Raw genomic sequence first — 16,561 nt, 5'->3', positions numbered from 1 at the left:
TCAAAAGGAAGCCCGACCATGCCGCTTTCACGCCGCCGCTTTCTCGCCGCCAGTGCCGCCGCCTCGGTGTTCGCACCGTCGCTGGCGCTTGCCCAGGCCAAGGAATTCCGCCTCGGCCTGATCACGCCCAACGGCCATTCCTGGAACAAGGCGGCGCTCAAGTTCGGCGACGATCTCAAGGCGGCCACCAACGGCCGGCTCACCCTGACCGTGTTCCATTCCGGCCAGCTCGGCAACGAGCCCGCGATGATGCAGCAATTGCAGTCCGGCGCGCTCGACATGGGCTTCATCCAGGCCGCCGAGCTCGGCTCGCGCGTGCCGCACATCGCCGCGATCAATGCGCCCTACATCGTCCGCTCGACGCCTGCGGTCGCGAAATTCGTGCGGCATCCGGCGGCCGTGAAGCTGTTCGATGTGCTGCCGCAGGAGACCGGCACCATCGGCCTCGGCTGGGGCATCACCGGCATGCGCGCGGTGTTCTCGTCCAAGGACCTGAACTCGCTCGCCGACATCAAGGGCATGAAGCTGCGCATCAACCCGACGCCGGTCTATCGCGACTTCTATTCCTCGCTCGGTGCCGCACCGACGCCGATCCCGACGCCGCAGGTGTTCGACGCGATGGCCAACGGCCAGGTCGATGGCCTCGAGGCCGATCTCGAATTCTCCTGGAACCAGCGCTTCGACAAGGTCTCCAAAGTGATCCTGCAGATGAACGCCGTCTTCATGCCGATGGCCGCGGTCGTTTCCGGCCGGGTCTGGCAGACGCTCCCCGCAGCCGACCGCGAGCTGATTGCCAAGACGGTGAAGTCGACGCTGGACGCGCAGATCGACGAGTTGGCCTCCAACGAGCCCGCGCTGATCGAGAATTTCAAGAACGCGCCGATCCCGATCCGCCAGGTCCCGCCCGGCGACACCGAGGCTGTCATCGCCGAGTTCGACAAGATCTGGCTGCCCAAGGCACCTGTTCTCGCCGAGCTGCGCAAGGTCGGCGCGACGCTCTGATCCCATTCGCCATCCTCTTCACCACAGCCGGCGGATCCAGCCCCCCGCCGGCAAACTCACTTGGAGTCACATCATGAGCCGCCGCGTTTCCTGGGAAGGCGTCTTCCCGGCCGTCACCACGCAATTCCACGATGATCTCTCGCTCGACATCGACGCCACCGCCAAGGTCATGGACGGGTTGATCCGCGACGGCGTCTCCGGTCTGATCGTCTGCGGCTCGGTCGGCGAGAACACCTCGCTGGAGCGCAAGGAGAAGGTCGCGATCATGGAGACGGCGAAATCCGTCGCGGCCGGCCGCGTGCCCGTGCTATGCGGCATCGCCGAATTCACCACCGCCTTTGCGGTCGAAACCGCCAAGGAAGCCGCGCGCGTCGGCATCGACGGCGTGATGGTGATGCCGGCGCTGGTCTATTCGTCGAAACCGCACGAGACCGCCGCACATTTCCGCGCGGTTGCCAGCGCGACCGACCTGCCGGTGATGCTCTACAACAACCCGCCGATCTACAAGAACGACGTCACCCCCGACATCCTGGCCTCGCTCGTCGACGTCGAGACCGTGGTCTGCTTCAAGGATTCCTCGGGCGACACGCGGCGCTTCATCGACACCAGGAATATGGTCGGCGACCGCTTCGTGCTGTTCGCAGGGCTCGACGACGTCATCGTCGAGAGCATCGCCATGGGCGCGGTGGGCTGGGTCTCCGGCATGTCCAACGCCTTCCCGCGCGAGGGCGAGACGCTGTTTCGCCTTGCCAAGGCCGGCCGCTTCGCCGAGGCCATGCCGATCTACGAATGGTTCATGCCGCTGCTGCACCTCGACGCACGCCCCGACCTCGTCCAGTGCATCAAGCTGTGCGAGCACATCATGGGCCGCGGCACCGCGCTGACCCGCCCGCCCCGCCTCGCGCTGCTGCCGCAGGAAAAGGCCGAGGTCGAGGCGATGATGGCGAAGGCGCTCAAGAACCGGCCGCGCCTGCCGGATGTCGGGCTGAAGGCGGCGTAGGCGAAGGTCTCGTAGGGTGGGCAAAGCGGAAGCGTGCCCACCATTCGCAAATTCGGTCGCGGAGAGATGGTGGGCACGGCGCTACGCGCCTTTGCCCACCATACGAAGCTAGGAAGCAGCCCGCTTCTTCTTCGCGTTCAGCGCGGAGGCTACGCGGCTCACAGGCGGCTTGCCCAGCACGCCGCTCATCTCGTTCGTGGCCGCCAGCAGCTTGTCCATGTCGACACCGGTCCTGACGCCCATGCCTTCGAGCATGTAGACCACGTCCTCGGTCGCGACATTGCCCGTCGCGCCCGGCGCATAGGGGCAGCCGCCGAGGCCGCCGGCGGCGGAATCGATGACGCGGACGCCCTCCTCCAGGCCGGCATAGAGATTGGCGAGCGCCTGGCCGTAGGTGTCGTGGAAATGCATCGCGAGTTTTGTTGGCGGGATATTGGCGCTAACCGCGCGCAGCATCTCCTTGGCCTTATCAGACGTGCCGACACCGATGGTGTCGCCGAGCGAGATCTCGTAGCAGCCGAGCTCCCACAGCGTGTTGGCGAGATCGGCGACCGCCTTTGGCTTGATCTCGCCGTCGAACGGACAGCCCAGCACGCAGGAGATATAGCCGCGGACTCTGACGCCATCAGCCTTGGCGCGCGCCAGCACCGGCTTGAAGCGCTCGATGGACTCCGCGACCGTGCAGTTGATATTGGCGCGCGAAAACCCTTCCGAGGCCGCCGCGAACACGGAGACGACTTGCGCGCCGGCAGTGCGCGCGGCGTCATAGCCCTTCTCGTTCGGCACCAGCACGTGGAATTCGGCACCCTTGACGTGGCGGACGCCGCGCAGCACGGCGTCCGAGCTCGCCATTTGCGGGATCGCCTTGGGCGAGACGAAGGCGCCGACCTCGACCGTGGTGAGGCCAGCGGTGACGAGCGCCTCGATGAAGGCGATGCGGGCCTCGACGCTGACGGGCGTCTTCTCGTTCTGGAGGCCGTCGCGCGGCCCCATTTCGATGATGCGGACGGGATCGCTCATCTCACTCTCCCGATGGCTCGACCACGGCGAGCTCGACGCCCTCTTGGACGATGTCTCCGACCTTGCATTTGATTGATTTCAGCACGCCGGCGTAGGGCGCGCGCAGCGTCTGCTCCATCTTCATCACTTCCAGGGTGAGGATCGGCGCGCCCTTGTCGAGCTTGTCGCCCTCCTCGGCCAGCACGGCGACGACGGTGCCCGGCAGCGGCGCCGCGATCTTGTCCTCTCCGACATGCTCTTCGCTCTCGCCGCCGAACGGATCGACCCAATGCAGGTCGAAGCGGCCGTTGCGTGTGCGCAAATACAGCTCATGACCGTCGATCACGGCGGCGACCGAGGACTTGACGCCATCGAGCGTCAGATCGAAGCCGCCGTCACGCGGCGCGATCGTGAACGCCAACTCGCGGTCGCCGATCACCAGCGTCGACGGACCGCTGCCGTAGTTCAGCGTGATCTTCTGCTCAGGTCCATGGCCGATGCGGAAGGCAAAGTTGCGCTGGCGGCGACCGACCGGCATCCAGCCAAAGGTCTGCCAGGGCGAACTCGCCTCGTCTTGCGCGGCCTGCCGCTCGTCGTTGATAACAGCGGCGACTGCAGCGCACAGCTCGAGCTCGCCGGGCGCCGGCGAGGCCTGCGTCAAGCCCGCCAGCTCACGCTCGATGAAGCCGGTATCGATCGCATTGGTCCGCACCTTCGGATGCGTCATCAGCGCCGACAGGAACGGGATGTTGGTGACGATGCCGCGGACGTCGGAGTCTTGCAGCCCGCGGTTCAGCCGTTCGATCGCGACGTCCCGCGTCGGCGCCCACGCGATCATTTTTGCGAGCATCGCATCGTAATAGGGCGAGACCGTATCGCCTTCGCGATAGCCGGCGTCGATGCGCAGGCCGCCCGTTTCCGCCGGCAAGCGCCAGGTCGAGATCCTCCCGACCGACGGCATGAAGTTCTTGGTCGGGTTTTCCGCGTAGACGCGCGCCTCGACCGCATGGCCATTGAGCCGGAGCTCGTCCTGATTCAGCGGCAGTGCCTCGCCGAAGGCGACGCGCAGCTGCCACTCGACCAGATCGATGCCGGTGATCAGCTCGGTCACGGGATGCTCGACCTGAAGACGCGTGTTCATCTCGATGAAGAACACGTCCTTGCCGTCGGAGACGAACTCGATCGTGCCGGCGCCGACATAGTTCACGGCTCCGGCCGCCTTTCGCGCGGCGGCGCAGACGGTCTCGCGCTGGGCGGGATTGAGCGTCGGCGACGGCGCCTCCTCGATCACCTTCTGGTGCCGGCGCTGCAGCGTGCATTCGCGCTCGAACAGCGACAGCAGATTGCCGTGGCTGTCGCCGATGATCTGCACCTCGATGTGACGGGGATTGTCGACATATTTTTCGATCAGCATGCGGTCGTCGCCGAACGCGGCCTTGGCCTCGCGCTTGGCGCTGACAATCGCCGGTCCAAGCTCATCCGCCGAGCGAACGATGCGCATGCCGCGGCCGCCGCCGCCGGCGGACGCCTTCACCAGGATGGGAAAGCCGATCTTGTCCGCGGCCTTCGAAAGCGTCGCATCGTCCTGGGCCTCGCCGTGATAGCCGGGCACCAGCGGCACGCCGGCCTTCTCCATCAGCGCCTTGGAGCCGGACTTCGAGCCCATCGCCGTCATCATCGCGGCGGTCGGGCCGACGAACACCAGGCCCGCCTCCAGGCACGCCCGCGCGAACTCGGCATTTTCGGACAGGAAGCCGTAGCCGGGATGCACGGCCTCGGCGCCGGTCTTGCGCGCGGCCTCGATCAGCCGCTCGGCACTGAGGTAGCTGTCGCGCGCCCGCGCCGGACCGAGCAGCACGGCTTCATCCGCGAGCGCGACATGCATCGCGTCGCGGTCGGCCTCGGAATAGACCGCGACCGTGCGCAGGCCCATGGCTCGCGCGGTGCGGATGACGCGGCAGGCGATCTCGCCGCGGTTGGCGATCAGGAGCGTGCGAAAACGCCGGTAGAGCATTGAACGGTCCATCGCATCACATCCTGAACAGGCCGAATTTGGTAGGCTCGATCGGCGCATTCGACGCCGCGGAAAGGCCGAGGCCGAGCACGAGGCGCGTGTCGGCCGGGTCGATCACGCCGTCGTCCCACAGGCGGGCGGTCGCGTAATACGGATGTCCCTGGCTCTCATATTGCGCGCGGATAGGCTCGCGGAACTTGTCTTCCTCTTCCTTCGACCAGCTATCGCCCTTGGCCTCGATGTTGTCGCGCCGAACCTGGCTCAGCACCATCGAGGCTTGCTCGCCGCCCATCACCGAGATGCGCGCGTTCGGCCACATCCAGAGGAAGCGCGGCGAATAGGCGCGGCCGCACATGCCGTAATTGCCGGCGCCGTAGGAGCCGCCGATCACGACGGTGAATTTTGGCACCGAGGCGGTCGCCACCGCCGTGACGAGCTTGGCTCCGTCACGCGCGATGCCGCCGGCCTCGTACTTCTTGCCGACCATGAAGCCCGTGATGTTCTGCAGGAACACCAGGGGAATGCCGCGCTGGCAGCACAACTCGATGAAATGCGCCCCCTTCAGCGAGCTCTCGCTGAAGAGAATGCCGTTGTTGGCGATGATGCCGACCGGATGGCCCCAGACATGGGCGAAGCCGCACACCAGCGTCGTGCCGTAGAGTTTTTTGAACTCGTCGAACTCCGAGCCGTCGACGATGCGGGCGATGATATCGCGCACGTCAAACGGCTTTCGGCCGTCGACGGGCACCACGCCGTAGATCTCTTCCGCCGCAAACAGCGGATCGCGCGGCTTGTGCATGTTGAGGTTCGGCCGCACCGACGGCTTCAGCGTGCTGACGATGCGCCGGGCGATGCCGATCGCATGGGCGTCGTTCTGGGCGTAGTGGTCGGTCACCCCCGATTGCCGCGAATGCACGTCGGCGCCGCCGAGCTCCTCGGCACTCACCACCTCGCCGGTCGCGGCCTTCACCAGCGGCGGGCCGCCGAGAAAGATGGTGCCCTGGTTGCGGACGATGATGCTCTCGTCCGACATCGCGGGGACATAGGCGCCGCCGGCGGTGCAGGAGCCCATCACGATCGCGATCTGCGGGATGCCCTGCGACGACATCTGGGCCTGGTTGTAGAAGATGCGGCCGAAATGGCGCTCGTCCGGAAAGATTTCGTCCTGAAGCGGCAGGAAGGCGCCGCCGGAATCGACCATGTAGACGCAGGGAAGATTGTTCTGCCGCGCCACGTCCTGCGCGCGCAGATGCTTCTTCACCGTCATCGGATAGTAAGTGCCGCCCTTGATGGTGGCGTCGTTGGCGACGATCACGCATTCGCGGCCCGAGATGCGCCCGACGCCGGTGATGACGCTCGCCGAATGCACGTCACCGCCATAGAGGCCGTACGCCGCCAGCGGCGACAGCTCCATGAACGAGGTGCCGGGATCGACCAGCAGGTCGACGCGCTCGCGCGCCAGCATCTTGCCGCGCGAGGTGTGACGGTTGCGCGAGACCTCGCCGCCGCCGCCGGCGACCTGGCTCAGTTTTTCACGCAAGTCCGCGACAAGCCCGCGCATGGCCTCGGAATTGCGCGCAAAGTCTGATGAAGACGTATCGATGCTGGAATGGAGCGGCATGTTGATTCCAATGAGGTGAAGGTTTCAGGCCGTCTCTGACATCAGCTCGCGGCCGATCAGCATGCGACGCACCTCCGAGGTGCCGGCGCCGATCTCGTAGAGTTTTGCGTCGCGCCAGAGACGTCCGACCGGAAATTCGGAGGTATAACCGACGCCGCCCAGCGCCTGGATCGCCTCGCCCGCCATCCACGTCGCCTTCTCCGCGGAATAGAGGATCGCGGCGGCTGCATCCTTGCGCAGCGTGCGGGCGTGGTCGGCCCGGTCGCAGGCGCGCCCGACCGCATAGACATAGGCGCGCGCCGACTGCCAGGTCGCATACATGTCGGCGAGCTTGCCCTGCATCAGCTGGAAGTCGCCGATCGGCTGGCCGAACTGCTTGCGCTCATGCATGTAGGGCACCACGGCGTCCATGCAGGCCGCCATGATGCCGAGCGGGCCGCCCGACAGCACCGTGCGCTCGTAATCGAGGCCGGACATCAGCACCTTGACGCCCTCGCCGACCTTGCCGAGCACGTTCTCCTCGGGCACCTCGCACTCGTCGAAGAACAAGGGATAGGTGTTGGAGCCGCGCATGCCGAGCTTGTCGAGATGCTGGCCGTGGGTGAAACCCTTGAAGCCCTTTTCGATCAGGAAGGCAGTCATGCCGCGCGGGCCCGCCTCCGGATCGGTCTTGGCATAGACGACCAGCACGTCGGCGTCGCCGCCATTGGTGATCCACATCTTCGAGCCGTTGAGCACGTACCGGTCGCCGCGCTTGTCGGCGCGCAGCTTCATCGAGACGACGTCGGAGCCTGCGCCGGGCTCGGACATCGCGAGCGCGCCGACATATTCGCCGGAGATCAGTTTCGGCAGATAGCGCGCGCGCTGCGCGTCGTTGCCGTTGCGGCGGATCTGGTTGACGCAGAGGTTGGAATGGGCGCCGTAGGACAGCCCCACGGCGGCCGAGCCCCGCGAAATCTCCTCCATGGCGACGATATGGGCGAGATAGCCCATGCTGGAGCCGCCATATTGCTCCGGCGCGGTCATGCCGAGCAGGCCGAGGTCGCCAAAGCGCTTCCAGAGGTCGGCCGGGAACAGATTGGCCTTCTCGATCTCGGCGGCGCGCGGGGCGATCTCCGCCTCCACGAAGGCGCGCAGCGTGTCGCGCAGCATGCTGATGTCTTCGCCCAGATCGAAATCGATGCTCGGGATGTTCAAGGCGATTCCTCCGTATTCTTGTCGGGTCCGAACCTACCCCCGCCCGGGCGTCCCAGCGGTCGAAAAGGTTGCATTTTCCGCCAAGTTTGGCGAGGATTTTTCATGCCCTTTCAAGCCGCGACCGCGACGCCCCGCCGCGCCATGACCCCAGCCGCCTTCGTCCGCGGCGTGGTTGCCGCTTATGCCCTTTACGGACGGGATCCGGTCGAAGCCTTGGGCAAGGGGCAGGTCACCGAGGACCTTGTTCGATCCCGGGACGGACGGGTGACGGCGGCCCAGTTCGAGGCGCTGGCCGGCCATGCCATGCGCGAGCTCGACGACGAGGCGCTCGGCTGGTTCTCGCGCCGGCTGCCTTGGGGAACCTATGGCATGCTGTGCCGCGCCTCGATCACCGCCCCCAATCTCGAAGTCGCGCTAAAACGCTGGTGCCGGCATCATCGCCTGCTGACCGAGGACGTGCTGTTCGAGCTCTCGCTTGGTGATGAGACCGCGACGATCTCCATTCGCGAACAGCGCGACCTCGGCCCCTTGCGTGAATTCTGCCTGGTCACCCTGCTCCGCTATGTTCTCGGCTTCTCCTGCTGGGCCGTCGATTCCGCGATCGCGCTGCGTGCGGCCGAGTTTCCCTATTCCGAGCCGGGCCACGTCTCGGTCTATCCGACGATCTTCTGCAGGCATTTGAGCTTTGGTGCGGACGGCGCCCGCATCGTGTTCGACAAGCATTATCTCTCTCTGCCGCTGACCCGCAGCCCCGCCGATCTCGACAGCATGCTCAAGGGCGCGCTGCGGCTCACCGTGCTGCCCTACCGGCGCGACCGGCTGCTGGTCGAGCGCGTCCGCCGCGTGCTGCGCAATGCACGCGGGCGCATTCTCGGCGCCGAGGATGTCGCAAGCGAGTTGGCGCTCTCGACCCGCACCATGCACCGGCGCCTGCGCGAGGAAGCGACCTCGCTGCGCGATCTCAAGGAAGAGGCAAAGTTCGAGCTCGCCAAGCAGGAGCTGATGCGCGGCCGCGCCCCCATCAAGCGGATCGCGGAGATCGCCGGCTTCCGCAACGAGAAGAGCTTTTCGCGCGCCTTCCGCACCTGGACCGGCGCTAGCCCGCGCGAATTTCGCGAGCGCTATCGCTGAGGCGCGGCGTCACCTGCTTGTCATAAATTGACGTCCTCCGAGATCACTCTCGGAGGACGCAATCTCTCGGATCAGGTCGCGATCTCAGGCGTTAGTTCTGCGCGCCTTGGCGAGCCTTGGGCTGCTTCGTCTGCTTCGGCTGGAAGGCGAGCGCATCGTTGCTAGTCTTGGCGCCGCCGGCCTGCGAGCACGTGCCGCCGATGCCACCGGCCGCCTGACGGCAGGCTTCCATCGTCGGATAGCCGCAGCCGTGAGCGGCCTGGGCGCCGTTGGTGATGCAATAATCGTCGGCCTTCGCAGCCGGCGCCGACAGAACAAAAAACGCAGACGCAACCAGCGTCGCAGCAGAGGCTGCGATCGTCTTCGAAGTCGATGTCATGATGTCTTTTCCTGCTTAGGGTCCCACAAAAGCATCCCCGGCGTGCGACGCAGACCGAGGTTCACACCCTGCATCTAGGCAGCGCAAAGATGCCGACAATCACGGTTGCGCGCATTGCAGTCCTGCCTAAATCACATGTCACAGTTAGGTGAGTTACTAAGCTATTATAATTATCCGAATCGACCGCACCGCGCGCAAGCGCCCCCCGACTTCGGAACTTCAGTAGCGAGACTTGAACGCCCTATCCGACGGGTGCCGCCACTACATCCTGCAACGGCAGCGGCACATCCTTAGCGACGCCCAGCACCGGGAAGCTGCGGACGTTCTTCACGTCAGGCATCGCCGCGAAATGCAGCAGCTGCTGGCGCATGCTCTCGACGTTCGGCGCGACGCATTTCAGCAGGTAGTCGGTGTCGCCTGAAATCCGCCAGCACTGCTGGATGCGCGGAATCGCGGCAATCGAGCTCTCGAACGCCTCCAGCACCGGCTGGGCCTGGCTGGCGAGCTGGATCGAGACGAACGACACCACCTCATAGCCGAGCAGCCGCTCGTCGATGACGGCGCGAACCGCCCGGATCACGCCGCGGCTGAACAGCAATTTCAGCCGTCGCAGGCAATTGGGCGCGGACACGCCGACCCGCAGCGCCAGCTCGTTGTTGCGCACCCGCCCGTCCTGCTGCAGCTCGGCGAGTATCTTCAGATCGATGCCGTCGAGCTGGTCACGCCCGGCCATCCCCCACCTCGCCATGATCCCGTCATGACGTCAGCGAAGCACGCGGCGGAATCGCTGCCAAGGGGCCGGAGCCCGGCGCAACAGCTGGTCCGTGGATCGGGATCATCGGACGCGACGTCATGTCTGCGGGCGGGGTCCCCCCGCCGTCATGCCAGGGCTTGTCGCGGCCATCCGCGCTCTTTCACGCGGCCCCAAAGACGTCGATGCCCGGGCCTTCGCCTCGCCGAAGCGGCTTCGGCCGCGCAGGCGGGACAAGGCCCGGGCATGACGAGTAAATCACGTCGTATGAAGTCGGAGCAGCCAGCCGCCCCTCAATGCGTCCAGGGCTCGCCGCGCCGGAACGAGAAATTGTCGGCATAGGCGACCGGGCGGCGGATCGAATCCTGCGGCTCGATCACCTGGTAGGCGATGCCCTTGCGCTCGCAATAAGCGACCGCCTCTTCCTTGCTGTGGAAGCGCAGCGTGATCTGCTGCTTCATGTCGCCGGACGAGGTCCATCCCATCAGCGGCTCGACCGAACGCGGCTGCTCCGGCTCGTAATCCAGCTGCCATTCCTTGGTCTTGGACCGGCCGGATTGCATCGCGTTCTTGGCGGGCTTGAAAATGCGTGCGGTCATGGGTGGTCCGGGCCTCTTGGTCTTTTCGTTCGATTTCGATGCGTCACGGTAGCAGTTGGTGGAAACCGCGGGCATAGTATAGAGACACCTTTTGGGAACTGATCGGTGATTCCGGTCCCCCGGGGGTGCGTTGCCGACGGGTATAGTCATTATGCTGCACCGTGACAATTGCGTACCCGCCTTCCGCGCCGGGATCCCGCCCGGCGGCCCTGTCTCGCCGACACCAGCGTATCCGCCCCCTCCGAAAGCTTCCGTCGCATGGCCTTCCTGAACATCAACGCCACGCTTCCCGAAAAGGGCCGTGACCTCAGGCTCGACCTGTTTCGCGGCATCGCGAACTGGGCGATCTTCCTCGACCATATCCCCGACAACGTGGTGAACTGGATCACCACCCGCAACTACGGCTTTTCCGACGCCGCCGACCTGTTCGTCTTCATCTCCGGCTACACCGCTTCCTTCGTCTATGCGCGAATGATGCTCGAGCGCGGCTTCATCGTCGGCGCCACGAGGCTGACCAAGCGGGTCTGGCAGCTCTACGTCGCCCACATCATCCTGTTCGTGATCTACATCGCCTCGATCAGCTATCTGGCGCTGCGCTTCGGCGACTCTGACATGATCAACGAGTTCAACGTCGCCGGCCTCGTCGACAACGCCACCGAGACGCTGCGCCAGGGCCTGTTCCTGCGCTTCAAGCCGCTCAATCTCGACGTGCTGCCGCTCTACATCGTGCTGATGGGGCTGTTTCCGCCGGTGCTGTGGTTCATGTTGCGCAAGCCCGACCTGACGATGGCGCTGTCCATCGTGCTGTGGCTCGCCGCCCGCCATTACGGCCTGAACCTGACCGCCTATCCGGCCGGCCAGTGGTACTTCAACCCGTATGCCTGGCAGGTGCTGTTCGTGTTCGGCGCCTGGTGCGCGATGGGCGGCGCCCGGCGTTCGGGAGCCGTGATCAATTCGCCGATCACGCTGTGGCTGTGCCTCGGCTATCTCGCCTTCGCGCTGGTCATGACCATGGCCGGCCGCTTCCCCACCCTCGGCGGCATGTTCCCGGGATGGCTGTTCTCGGCCTTCAACCCCAACGACAAGACCAACCTTGCGCCCTACCGCTTCCTCCATTTCGTCGTGATCGTGATCCTGGTGATCCGCTTCGTGCCGAAGGACTGGCCGGGCCTGGAGTGGAAGGTGTTCGATCCCTTGATCGTCTGCGGCCAGCAATCGCTCGCCGTGTTCTGCGTCGGCGTGTTCCTGTCCTTCGTCGGCCATTTCGAGCTGTCGATGAGCTCGGGCTCGCTGTTCGCGCAGATCTTCGTCAGCATCGCCGGCATCGCGATCATGACGACGGTGGCCTATTACATTTCCTGGTCGAAAAAGCAGGACAAGCCGTTGAAGCCGCCGCCGACCAAGCCTGCGGCGGCAACGCCTGCAAAGGCCGCCTAGAGCCATTTCCGTTCCGATGAAATCGGAACGGGGCGCTGGATTCCAGTTGCGGGCAGCGGAGCCGGCTCAGGCCGCCTCGGTGTCGTACTCGGTGAACTTCTTGTAGATCCAGTCGCGGCCGTCGTGGCGGCGCCAGACCTTTCCATAGACGAGCTGCCCGTTGATAGAGCGGCGCGGCACGATCACGGTCCAGAGGTGCCAGATCTCGGTCCAGCTCGACTGCGGATGGACGGTTCGGACATTGCGATCGAAAGACATGACGCAAAACTCACAGGATATGAGCGCCGCGACGAACTGTGACCTGTGTGACCACCGATTGCAGGCAGCCCATCGCGAGCCTTGCCGACCTGATATCAGCCAGGAATACGGCCGCAACAACCACTCGGCCTTAACCTAACCGGTCAACCTTACCCCTCGTGGGTACCCGCCAAGACCCGTTGAAAGCCGGCGCCGATCTTTCTATGATGCGTGCACAATTTGAGAATGAGCGCACCGTTTTGGGCGCGTGGCAATTGCGAACTGATTTTCATTTTTCAAATGACTTGCTGACTGGGGCACCACAATGAAAATGCAATGTGGACGTTTGCGCCTGGCGGTGTGCTCGGTGCCGCCTGCGCCGCGCATCAAGACAGTCAAGACATCCGTCTCTGAACCGCCGAAGGCGGCCAACGACAATCATCTAGCGTGGCCGTTCCTGCCGTTTCCGCTCGGCTGGTACGCGACGAACTGATCCCCGGAATAGCGCGACGCCGCTCAAGCGGAATATCATCGCTTGGCGGCGTCCGTTTAGGCATTGGGCGCTGAAATCCCCAATGCTCATATGTCTATGGCGACAGCCAAAGGTTCGAAGCAATTTTGCGAATTCTGCGGCGGGCCGGCCGGCGCAATGCCTTGAAAAATCGCGCAGAAGTGGCGTTTGGTGAAGAACAAGCGCCAGGGCTTCAGGCAAGGCTTCAGGCAAGGTTCGCGCGCGCTTCAGGTCGCCATAGGCCCGCCTGCCCCGCCCCCACAATCATTGACGCCCAGCGTGCCCTGCGCGTTGTAGGCCTGTCCCGCCTGGTTGCCATGTTCCCGCCTCTGCGGTCGCAACCAATCACCGCGCCATGAGTTGCAGGTCCTTCCCGTCTGTCCGGGGAAGCCGCGTGGCTGCGATCCATGCCCGCGCGATGTACGGACGGTCATCTCGTCTCACGACCGTGTGAGCTGGAGCGCGGCCGGTGAATTTTCACGAGCGAGCAGAGACCAACGAACAGCAGGCCGCAAGCCAAGGGGATGCAGTGAGTCAAATCGATACGACCGAGAAGCTCTCGGGCACGCCGGAGCCTGAAAGTTCGCTGTTCGCGCTGTGCGGGCTTGGCGTCGCCGGGATCGCCATGCTGGGCTGGATCTGCGCGCTCGCCTGGATCGCCTGGCGCCTGGTCGATTGGCTGTTGTTCTGAAATTGAAATGCCGGAACGTCAACGCACGCAAGGGTTGCAGTTAGCGCAATTGCGCGGGGATCTTCCTGCTGGCGTGACCGTCGTCGGCGGCAGCGAAACGGGATGAGCGCGGCGCAATAAATAAGAGAGTTGAAGGAGCTTCAACCTCGGGACTGGTCGGGGCAGCTGGATTCGAACCAACGACCTGCAGTACCCAAAACTGCCGCGCTACCAGGCTGCGCTATACCCCGAATGTCCAGCGAGCCCCGTCGATACACGCTTCCCAAAGCGCCATCAAGCTTTCAAGCCGCCGGCAAGGCGGCAATAACCCCGCCGGGTCGCCCTACTTGGTGCCGAACAGCGGGTGGCCGACGCGGTCGCCGGGACGGATGCCGTATTTCTGCGCCGTTCCCGCCACCACCTCCAGCACGGCCCGCGCGGGCCCCTGGGACGAGATGATCTTGGTCGACAGCGGCTCGGTGTTTTCGGCGATGCGCAGGATGCGGCCGTCGGCGCGGATGAAGATCATGTCGAGCGAGACGTAGGTGTTCTTCATCCACATCGACACTTCCTGCTCGGGCTTGAAGTCGAACAGCATGCCTTTGCCGTCAGCCAGCTCCTTGCGGTACATCAGCCCGGTCTGCTTCTCCTCCTCGGTCGTCGCCATTTCCACCGAGAACACCTGCACGCCGTTCCTGGTGACGATCTCGAGCGGCTGGAAGCTGGCGGCGCGCACCGGCGCGCTCCCGACGGCACAGCCGACGACGAGGATGGCGGCCAGCCAGCCCCTCGCAATGGACCAGACGGCCTTTCGGTCAAAATTCATGGGACGGTACTCAAGGGGGCGTGGGACTGGACCAGTCCTTACGCGGCGATCGTGACAAAAGCCAGAGGCGCACCGGACGGCCTGCGCGCCTCTTGTCACGATTGCGGGAGTTGGCGATCGCCGCTAGTGCGACTGCAATCCCGGCGATCCCGTCTCGGGATGGATCTCGGCCGCCATCATGCCCTTGGAGCCGGGCCCGAAGCGGACCAGGACATATTGGCCGGGCCTGAGCTCGGTCATGCCGAAGCGGCGCAGCGTCTCCATGTGCACGAAGATGTCGGGCGTGCCCTCGCCGCAGGTCAGGAATCCGAAGCCGCGCAGGCGATTGAACCACTTGACCTGGGCCCGCTCAAGCCCGCTGGTCGCGGTGACCGTGACGTGGGTGCGCGGCGGCAGCATCTGCGCCGGATGGATCGCGGTCGACTCGTCCATCGAGACCACGCGGAAGGCTTGGTAGCCCTTGGCGCGCTGGATGCACTCGACGACGATGCGGGCGCCCTCATAGGCGGTCTGGAAGCCGTCGCGCCTGAGCACGGTGACGTGCAGCAGCACGTCCGGCCAGCCATTGTCCGGAACGATGAAGCCGTAGCCCTTTGAAGCGTCGAACCATTTGATGACGCCGTGAACCTCGACGAGGTTGGCACTGCCTTCACCAAGCCCGCTGAACGGGCTTAGCGCGTTATCGCGACCGCCGCCGTGCTCGCCCACAGCGGGAACTCCGATCTTCTTGGACTCAAATCCGTCCGACGACCCCATAACCCCGGACCCCACACTGCCCATTGCAACCCGCCTCAGCGGCGGCGTCGAATCACGCGTCTTAAGAGAATGTTCTCAATTCGACGCGACGCGAATCTTTCGACTCAAAAGATAACACTCCCGGTTGCGGCGCATAGATAAAAAAATGATTCGCCGGAACCTATGAACAGCTTGCACAGCCGCGAATCAAATTGATGCCTCAATTTCCGACAAAGGGCCCGAGAGTCTCGCCTATGTCGTGGCGGATAACGAGGTCGGCGATGTCGTCCTGATCGGTCGGCTCGCGATTGATGATCACCAGACGTGCACCGGCGTTCTTCGCCATCATCGGAAAGCCCGCCGCCGGCCACACCACGAGCGAGGAGCCGATCGCGATGAAGAGGTCGCAGGCTTGCGACAGCGCGGTCGCGCGCTGCATTTCGTCGTCGGGCATCATCTGGCCGAACGAGATCGTCGCGGTCTTCACCGGCTCGTCGCACGCGGTGCAGTTGGGTGCGCCGCCGTCTTCGTCGAAGCGGCGCTTCACCCAGTCAAGCTGATAGGCCTGCCCGCATCCGATGCAGCGCGCATAAGTGGTATTGCCGTGAAGCTCGATGACGTGCTCGGCGGCAAAGCCCGAATCCTGGTGCAGATTGTCGATGTTCTGGGTGATGACGGCGGGGACCTTGCCGGCGCGGTAGAGCGAGGCGAGCGCGCGATGACCGCGGCCGGGCCTGGCCGCGGCAAAGACCGCCTCCATCGCAAAGCGGCGGCGCCAGGATTCGTCGCGAGCTTCCTGGCTGGCGACGAATTCGTCGAACGGGATCGGACGGTTGCGCGTCCAAATTCCCCCCGGTGAGCGGAAGTCCGGGATGCCGCATTCGGTGGAGATGCCGGCGCCCGTGAACGGCACGATGGTCCTCGACTCGGCGATCATGTCGCCGAGTCGTTCGACGCCGCTGCGGAGATCCGATGCAATCACTCGCGGCCTCCCGTGTTGGCCTTGCGCTGGCCGCACCATGCGCAAGCGACAAGATCGTTGACGCTGTTATCCACTGCCGCGTGAGAATCGCGCAAGCGCGGTCGGCAATTTTTTCCGACCTTCGCTTATCACAATCCTGCAATGCCTCCTCCCCATTGACGCCCCAATCAGAAGCGCCAATGCATGTGTTAACGCGACTCAACGTGATTGCGGCGGCAGTGCGTGAGTTCGGCCGTGCACACATATTGGAGTGCACAGATACTGACGTGTAGAGGGGATTTGACATGACCGAAGACGAACAACGCAAAATCCGCGAACGCGAAGAGATCGCCGCCCGTGTCGCCGCCTTCCGTGCCACCCAGGAAAGATTCCAGCGCGAGCGCGAAGAGTATTTCGTGTCGACGCTCGACAATGCGCGCAAGGCGGAGCGGCCCTCGCTCTGGCCATAAAGGCACCTCCGATCGCCACGC

Annotated in this window: 17 protein-coding genes and 1 tRNA gene; 6 read left to right on the top strand and 12 right to left on the bottom strand. The window is 64.6% G+C overall.

Translation table 11 applies throughout. The features are described 5' to 3' along the window. The first annotated feature begins 18 nt into the window (after window positions 1-18). Both AB7535_RS14055 and AB7535_RS14050 read left to right on the top strand, forming a co-directional pair. Window positions 19-1,002: a TRAP transporter substrate-binding protein gene (locus tag AB7535_RS14055; protein ID WP_038936090.1), complete on the top strand. Its 984-nt coding sequence runs from the start codon at window positions 19-21 to the stop codon at window positions 1,000-1,002. Between the two features lie 73 nt (window positions 1,003-1,075). Next, window positions 1,076-2,002, top strand: coding sequence for a dihydrodipicolinate synthase family protein (locus AB7535_RS14050; protein ID WP_166096502.1), 927 nt, complete (start codon window positions 1,076-1,078; stop codon window positions 2,000-2,002). A gap of 108 nt (window positions 2,003-2,110) precedes the next feature. Here AB7535_RS14050 and AB7535_RS14045 read toward each other — a convergent pair whose 3' ends face one another. From AB7535_RS14045 to AB7535_RS14030, 4 genes are read right to left on the bottom strand one after another with little or no spacing between them, the layout of a single operon-like run. Beyond that, window positions 2,111-3,022 carry a hydroxymethylglutaryl-CoA lyase gene (locus AB7535_RS14045; protein ID WP_439036511.1) on the bottom strand — a complete coding sequence of 304 codons (912 nt, stop codon included), beginning with the start codon at window positions 3,020-3,022 and terminating at the stop codon, window positions 2,111-2,113. Between the two features lies 1 nt (window position 3,023). Further along, window positions 3,024-5,027 carry an acetyl/propionyl/methylcrotonyl-CoA carboxylase subunit alpha gene (locus AB7535_RS14040; protein WP_439036510.1) on the bottom strand — a complete coding sequence of 668 codons (2,004 nt, stop codon included), beginning with the start codon at window positions 5,025-5,027 and terminating at the stop codon, window positions 3,024-3,026. A gap of 4 nt (window positions 5,028-5,031) precedes the next feature. Then, a complete protein-coding gene (locus tag AB7535_RS14035) occupies window positions 5,032-6,636 on the bottom strand; it encodes a carboxyl transferase domain-containing protein (RefSeq protein ID WP_166096500.1) in 1,605 nt (534 codons plus the stop codon). Between the two features lie 24 nt (window positions 6,637-6,660). After that, window positions 6,661-7,788, bottom strand: a complete 1,128-nt coding sequence (locus AB7535_RS14030; protein ID WP_135213850.1) for an isovaleryl-CoA dehydrogenase — start codon at window positions 7,786-7,788, stop codon at window positions 6,661-6,663. 147 nt (window positions 7,789-7,935) lie between these two features. On the opposite strand from AB7535_RS14030, the gene AB7535_RS14025 reads away from it, so the two are divergent. Then, on the top strand, window positions 7,936-8,964 hold the full coding sequence (locus AB7535_RS14025) for an AraC family transcriptional regulator (protein WP_439036509.1): 1,029 nt from the start codon (window positions 7,936-7,938) through the stop codon (window positions 8,962-8,964). Window positions 8,965-9,055: 91 nt separating this feature from the next. Here the strand turns inward: AB7535_RS14025 and AB7535_RS14020 are convergent, their stop codons facing one another. The 3 genes from AB7535_RS14020 to AB7535_RS14010 form a co-directional block, all read right to left on the bottom strand. Next, window positions 9,056-9,343 carry a DUF3551 domain-containing protein gene (locus AB7535_RS14020; RefSeq protein WP_439036508.1) on the bottom strand — a complete coding sequence of 96 codons (288 nt, stop codon included), beginning with the start codon at window positions 9,341-9,343 and terminating at the stop codon, window positions 9,056-9,058. A gap of 241 nt (window positions 9,344-9,584) precedes the next feature. Then, entirely contained in the window at window positions 9,585-10,076 is a 492-nt protein-coding gene (locus tag AB7535_RS14015) for an Lrp/AsnC family transcriptional regulator (protein ID WP_439036507.1), read from the bottom strand. Between the two features lie 311 nt (window positions 10,077-10,387). Further along, window positions 10,388-10,693 carry an ETC complex I subunit gene (locus AB7535_RS14010; RefSeq protein WP_014495449.1) on the bottom strand — a complete coding sequence of 102 codons (306 nt, stop codon included), beginning with the start codon at window positions 10,691-10,693 and terminating at the stop codon, window positions 10,388-10,390. Between the two features lie 258 nt (window positions 10,694-10,951). On the opposite strand from AB7535_RS14010, the gene opgC reads away from it, so the two are divergent. Next, on the top strand, window positions 10,952-12,130 hold the full coding sequence (gene opgC / locus AB7535_RS14005) for an OpgC domain-containing protein (protein WP_439036506.1): 1,179 nt from the start codon (window positions 10,952-10,954) through the stop codon (window positions 12,128-12,130). Window positions 12,131-12,196: 66 nt separating this feature from the next. Here the strand turns inward: opgC and AB7535_RS14000 are convergent, their stop codons facing one another. After that, window positions 12,197-12,388, bottom strand: a complete 192-nt coding sequence (locus AB7535_RS14000) for a hypothetical protein (RefSeq protein WP_063983450.1) — start codon at window positions 12,386-12,388, stop codon at window positions 12,197-12,199. A gap of 1,019 nt (window positions 12,389-13,407) precedes the next feature. Here AB7535_RS14000 and AB7535_RS13995 point away from each other — a divergent pair. Then, window positions 13,408-13,569 (top strand): RNA-binding protein, encoded by a 162-nt coding sequence (locus AB7535_RS13995; protein ID WP_439036505.1) that lies wholly within the window; start codon window positions 13,408-13,410, stop codon window positions 13,567-13,569. A 153-nt stretch (window positions 13,570-13,722) separates the two neighbouring features. Here the strand turns inward: AB7535_RS13995 and AB7535_RS13990 are convergent. From AB7535_RS13990 to AB7535_RS13975, 4 genes are all read right to left on the bottom strand, one after another. Then, a tRNA-Pro gene (locus AB7535_RS13990) sits at window positions 13,723-13,799 on the bottom strand. A 92-nt stretch (window positions 13,800-13,891) separates the two neighbouring features. Beyond that, window positions 13,892-14,374, bottom strand: coding sequence for a DUF192 domain-containing protein (locus AB7535_RS13985; protein WP_038959501.1), 483 nt, complete (start codon window positions 14,372-14,374; stop codon window positions 13,892-13,894). A gap of 123 nt (window positions 14,375-14,497) precedes the next feature. Then, the gene (locus AB7535_RS13980; protein ID WP_028150990.1) at window positions 14,498-15,130 is read right to left on the bottom strand and encodes a cold-shock protein; all 633 of its coding nucleotides are present in this window, start codon (window positions 15,128-15,130) and stop codon (window positions 14,498-14,500) included. A gap of 199 nt (window positions 15,131-15,329) precedes the next feature. Then, complete coding sequence (locus AB7535_RS13975; RefSeq protein WP_439036504.1) at window positions 15,330-16,091, bottom strand: SIR2 family NAD-dependent protein deacylase; 762 nt, start codon at window positions 16,089-16,091, stop codon at window positions 15,330-15,332. Window positions 16,092-16,375: 284 nt separating this feature from the next. Here AB7535_RS13975 and AB7535_RS13970 point away from each other — a divergent pair, with 284 nt between their 5' ends. Then, window positions 16,376-16,540 carry a hypothetical protein gene (locus AB7535_RS13970; RefSeq protein ID WP_439036503.1) on the top strand — a complete coding sequence of 55 codons (165 nt, stop codon included), beginning with the start codon at window positions 16,376-16,378 and terminating at the stop codon, window positions 16,538-16,540. Window positions 16,541-16,561: the final 21 nt, after the last annotated feature.

Source organism: Bradyrhizobium sp. 956_D2_N1_4 (assembly GCF_052076025.1).
In the GTDB taxonomy this organism is placed as follows: domain Bacteria; phylum Pseudomonadota; class Alphaproteobacteria; order Rhizobiales; family Xanthobacteraceae; genus Bradyrhizobium; species Bradyrhizobium barranii.
The sequence above is the reverse complement of the archived record's forward strand: the minus strand, read 5'-3'. Positions and strand labels throughout refer to the sequence as shown.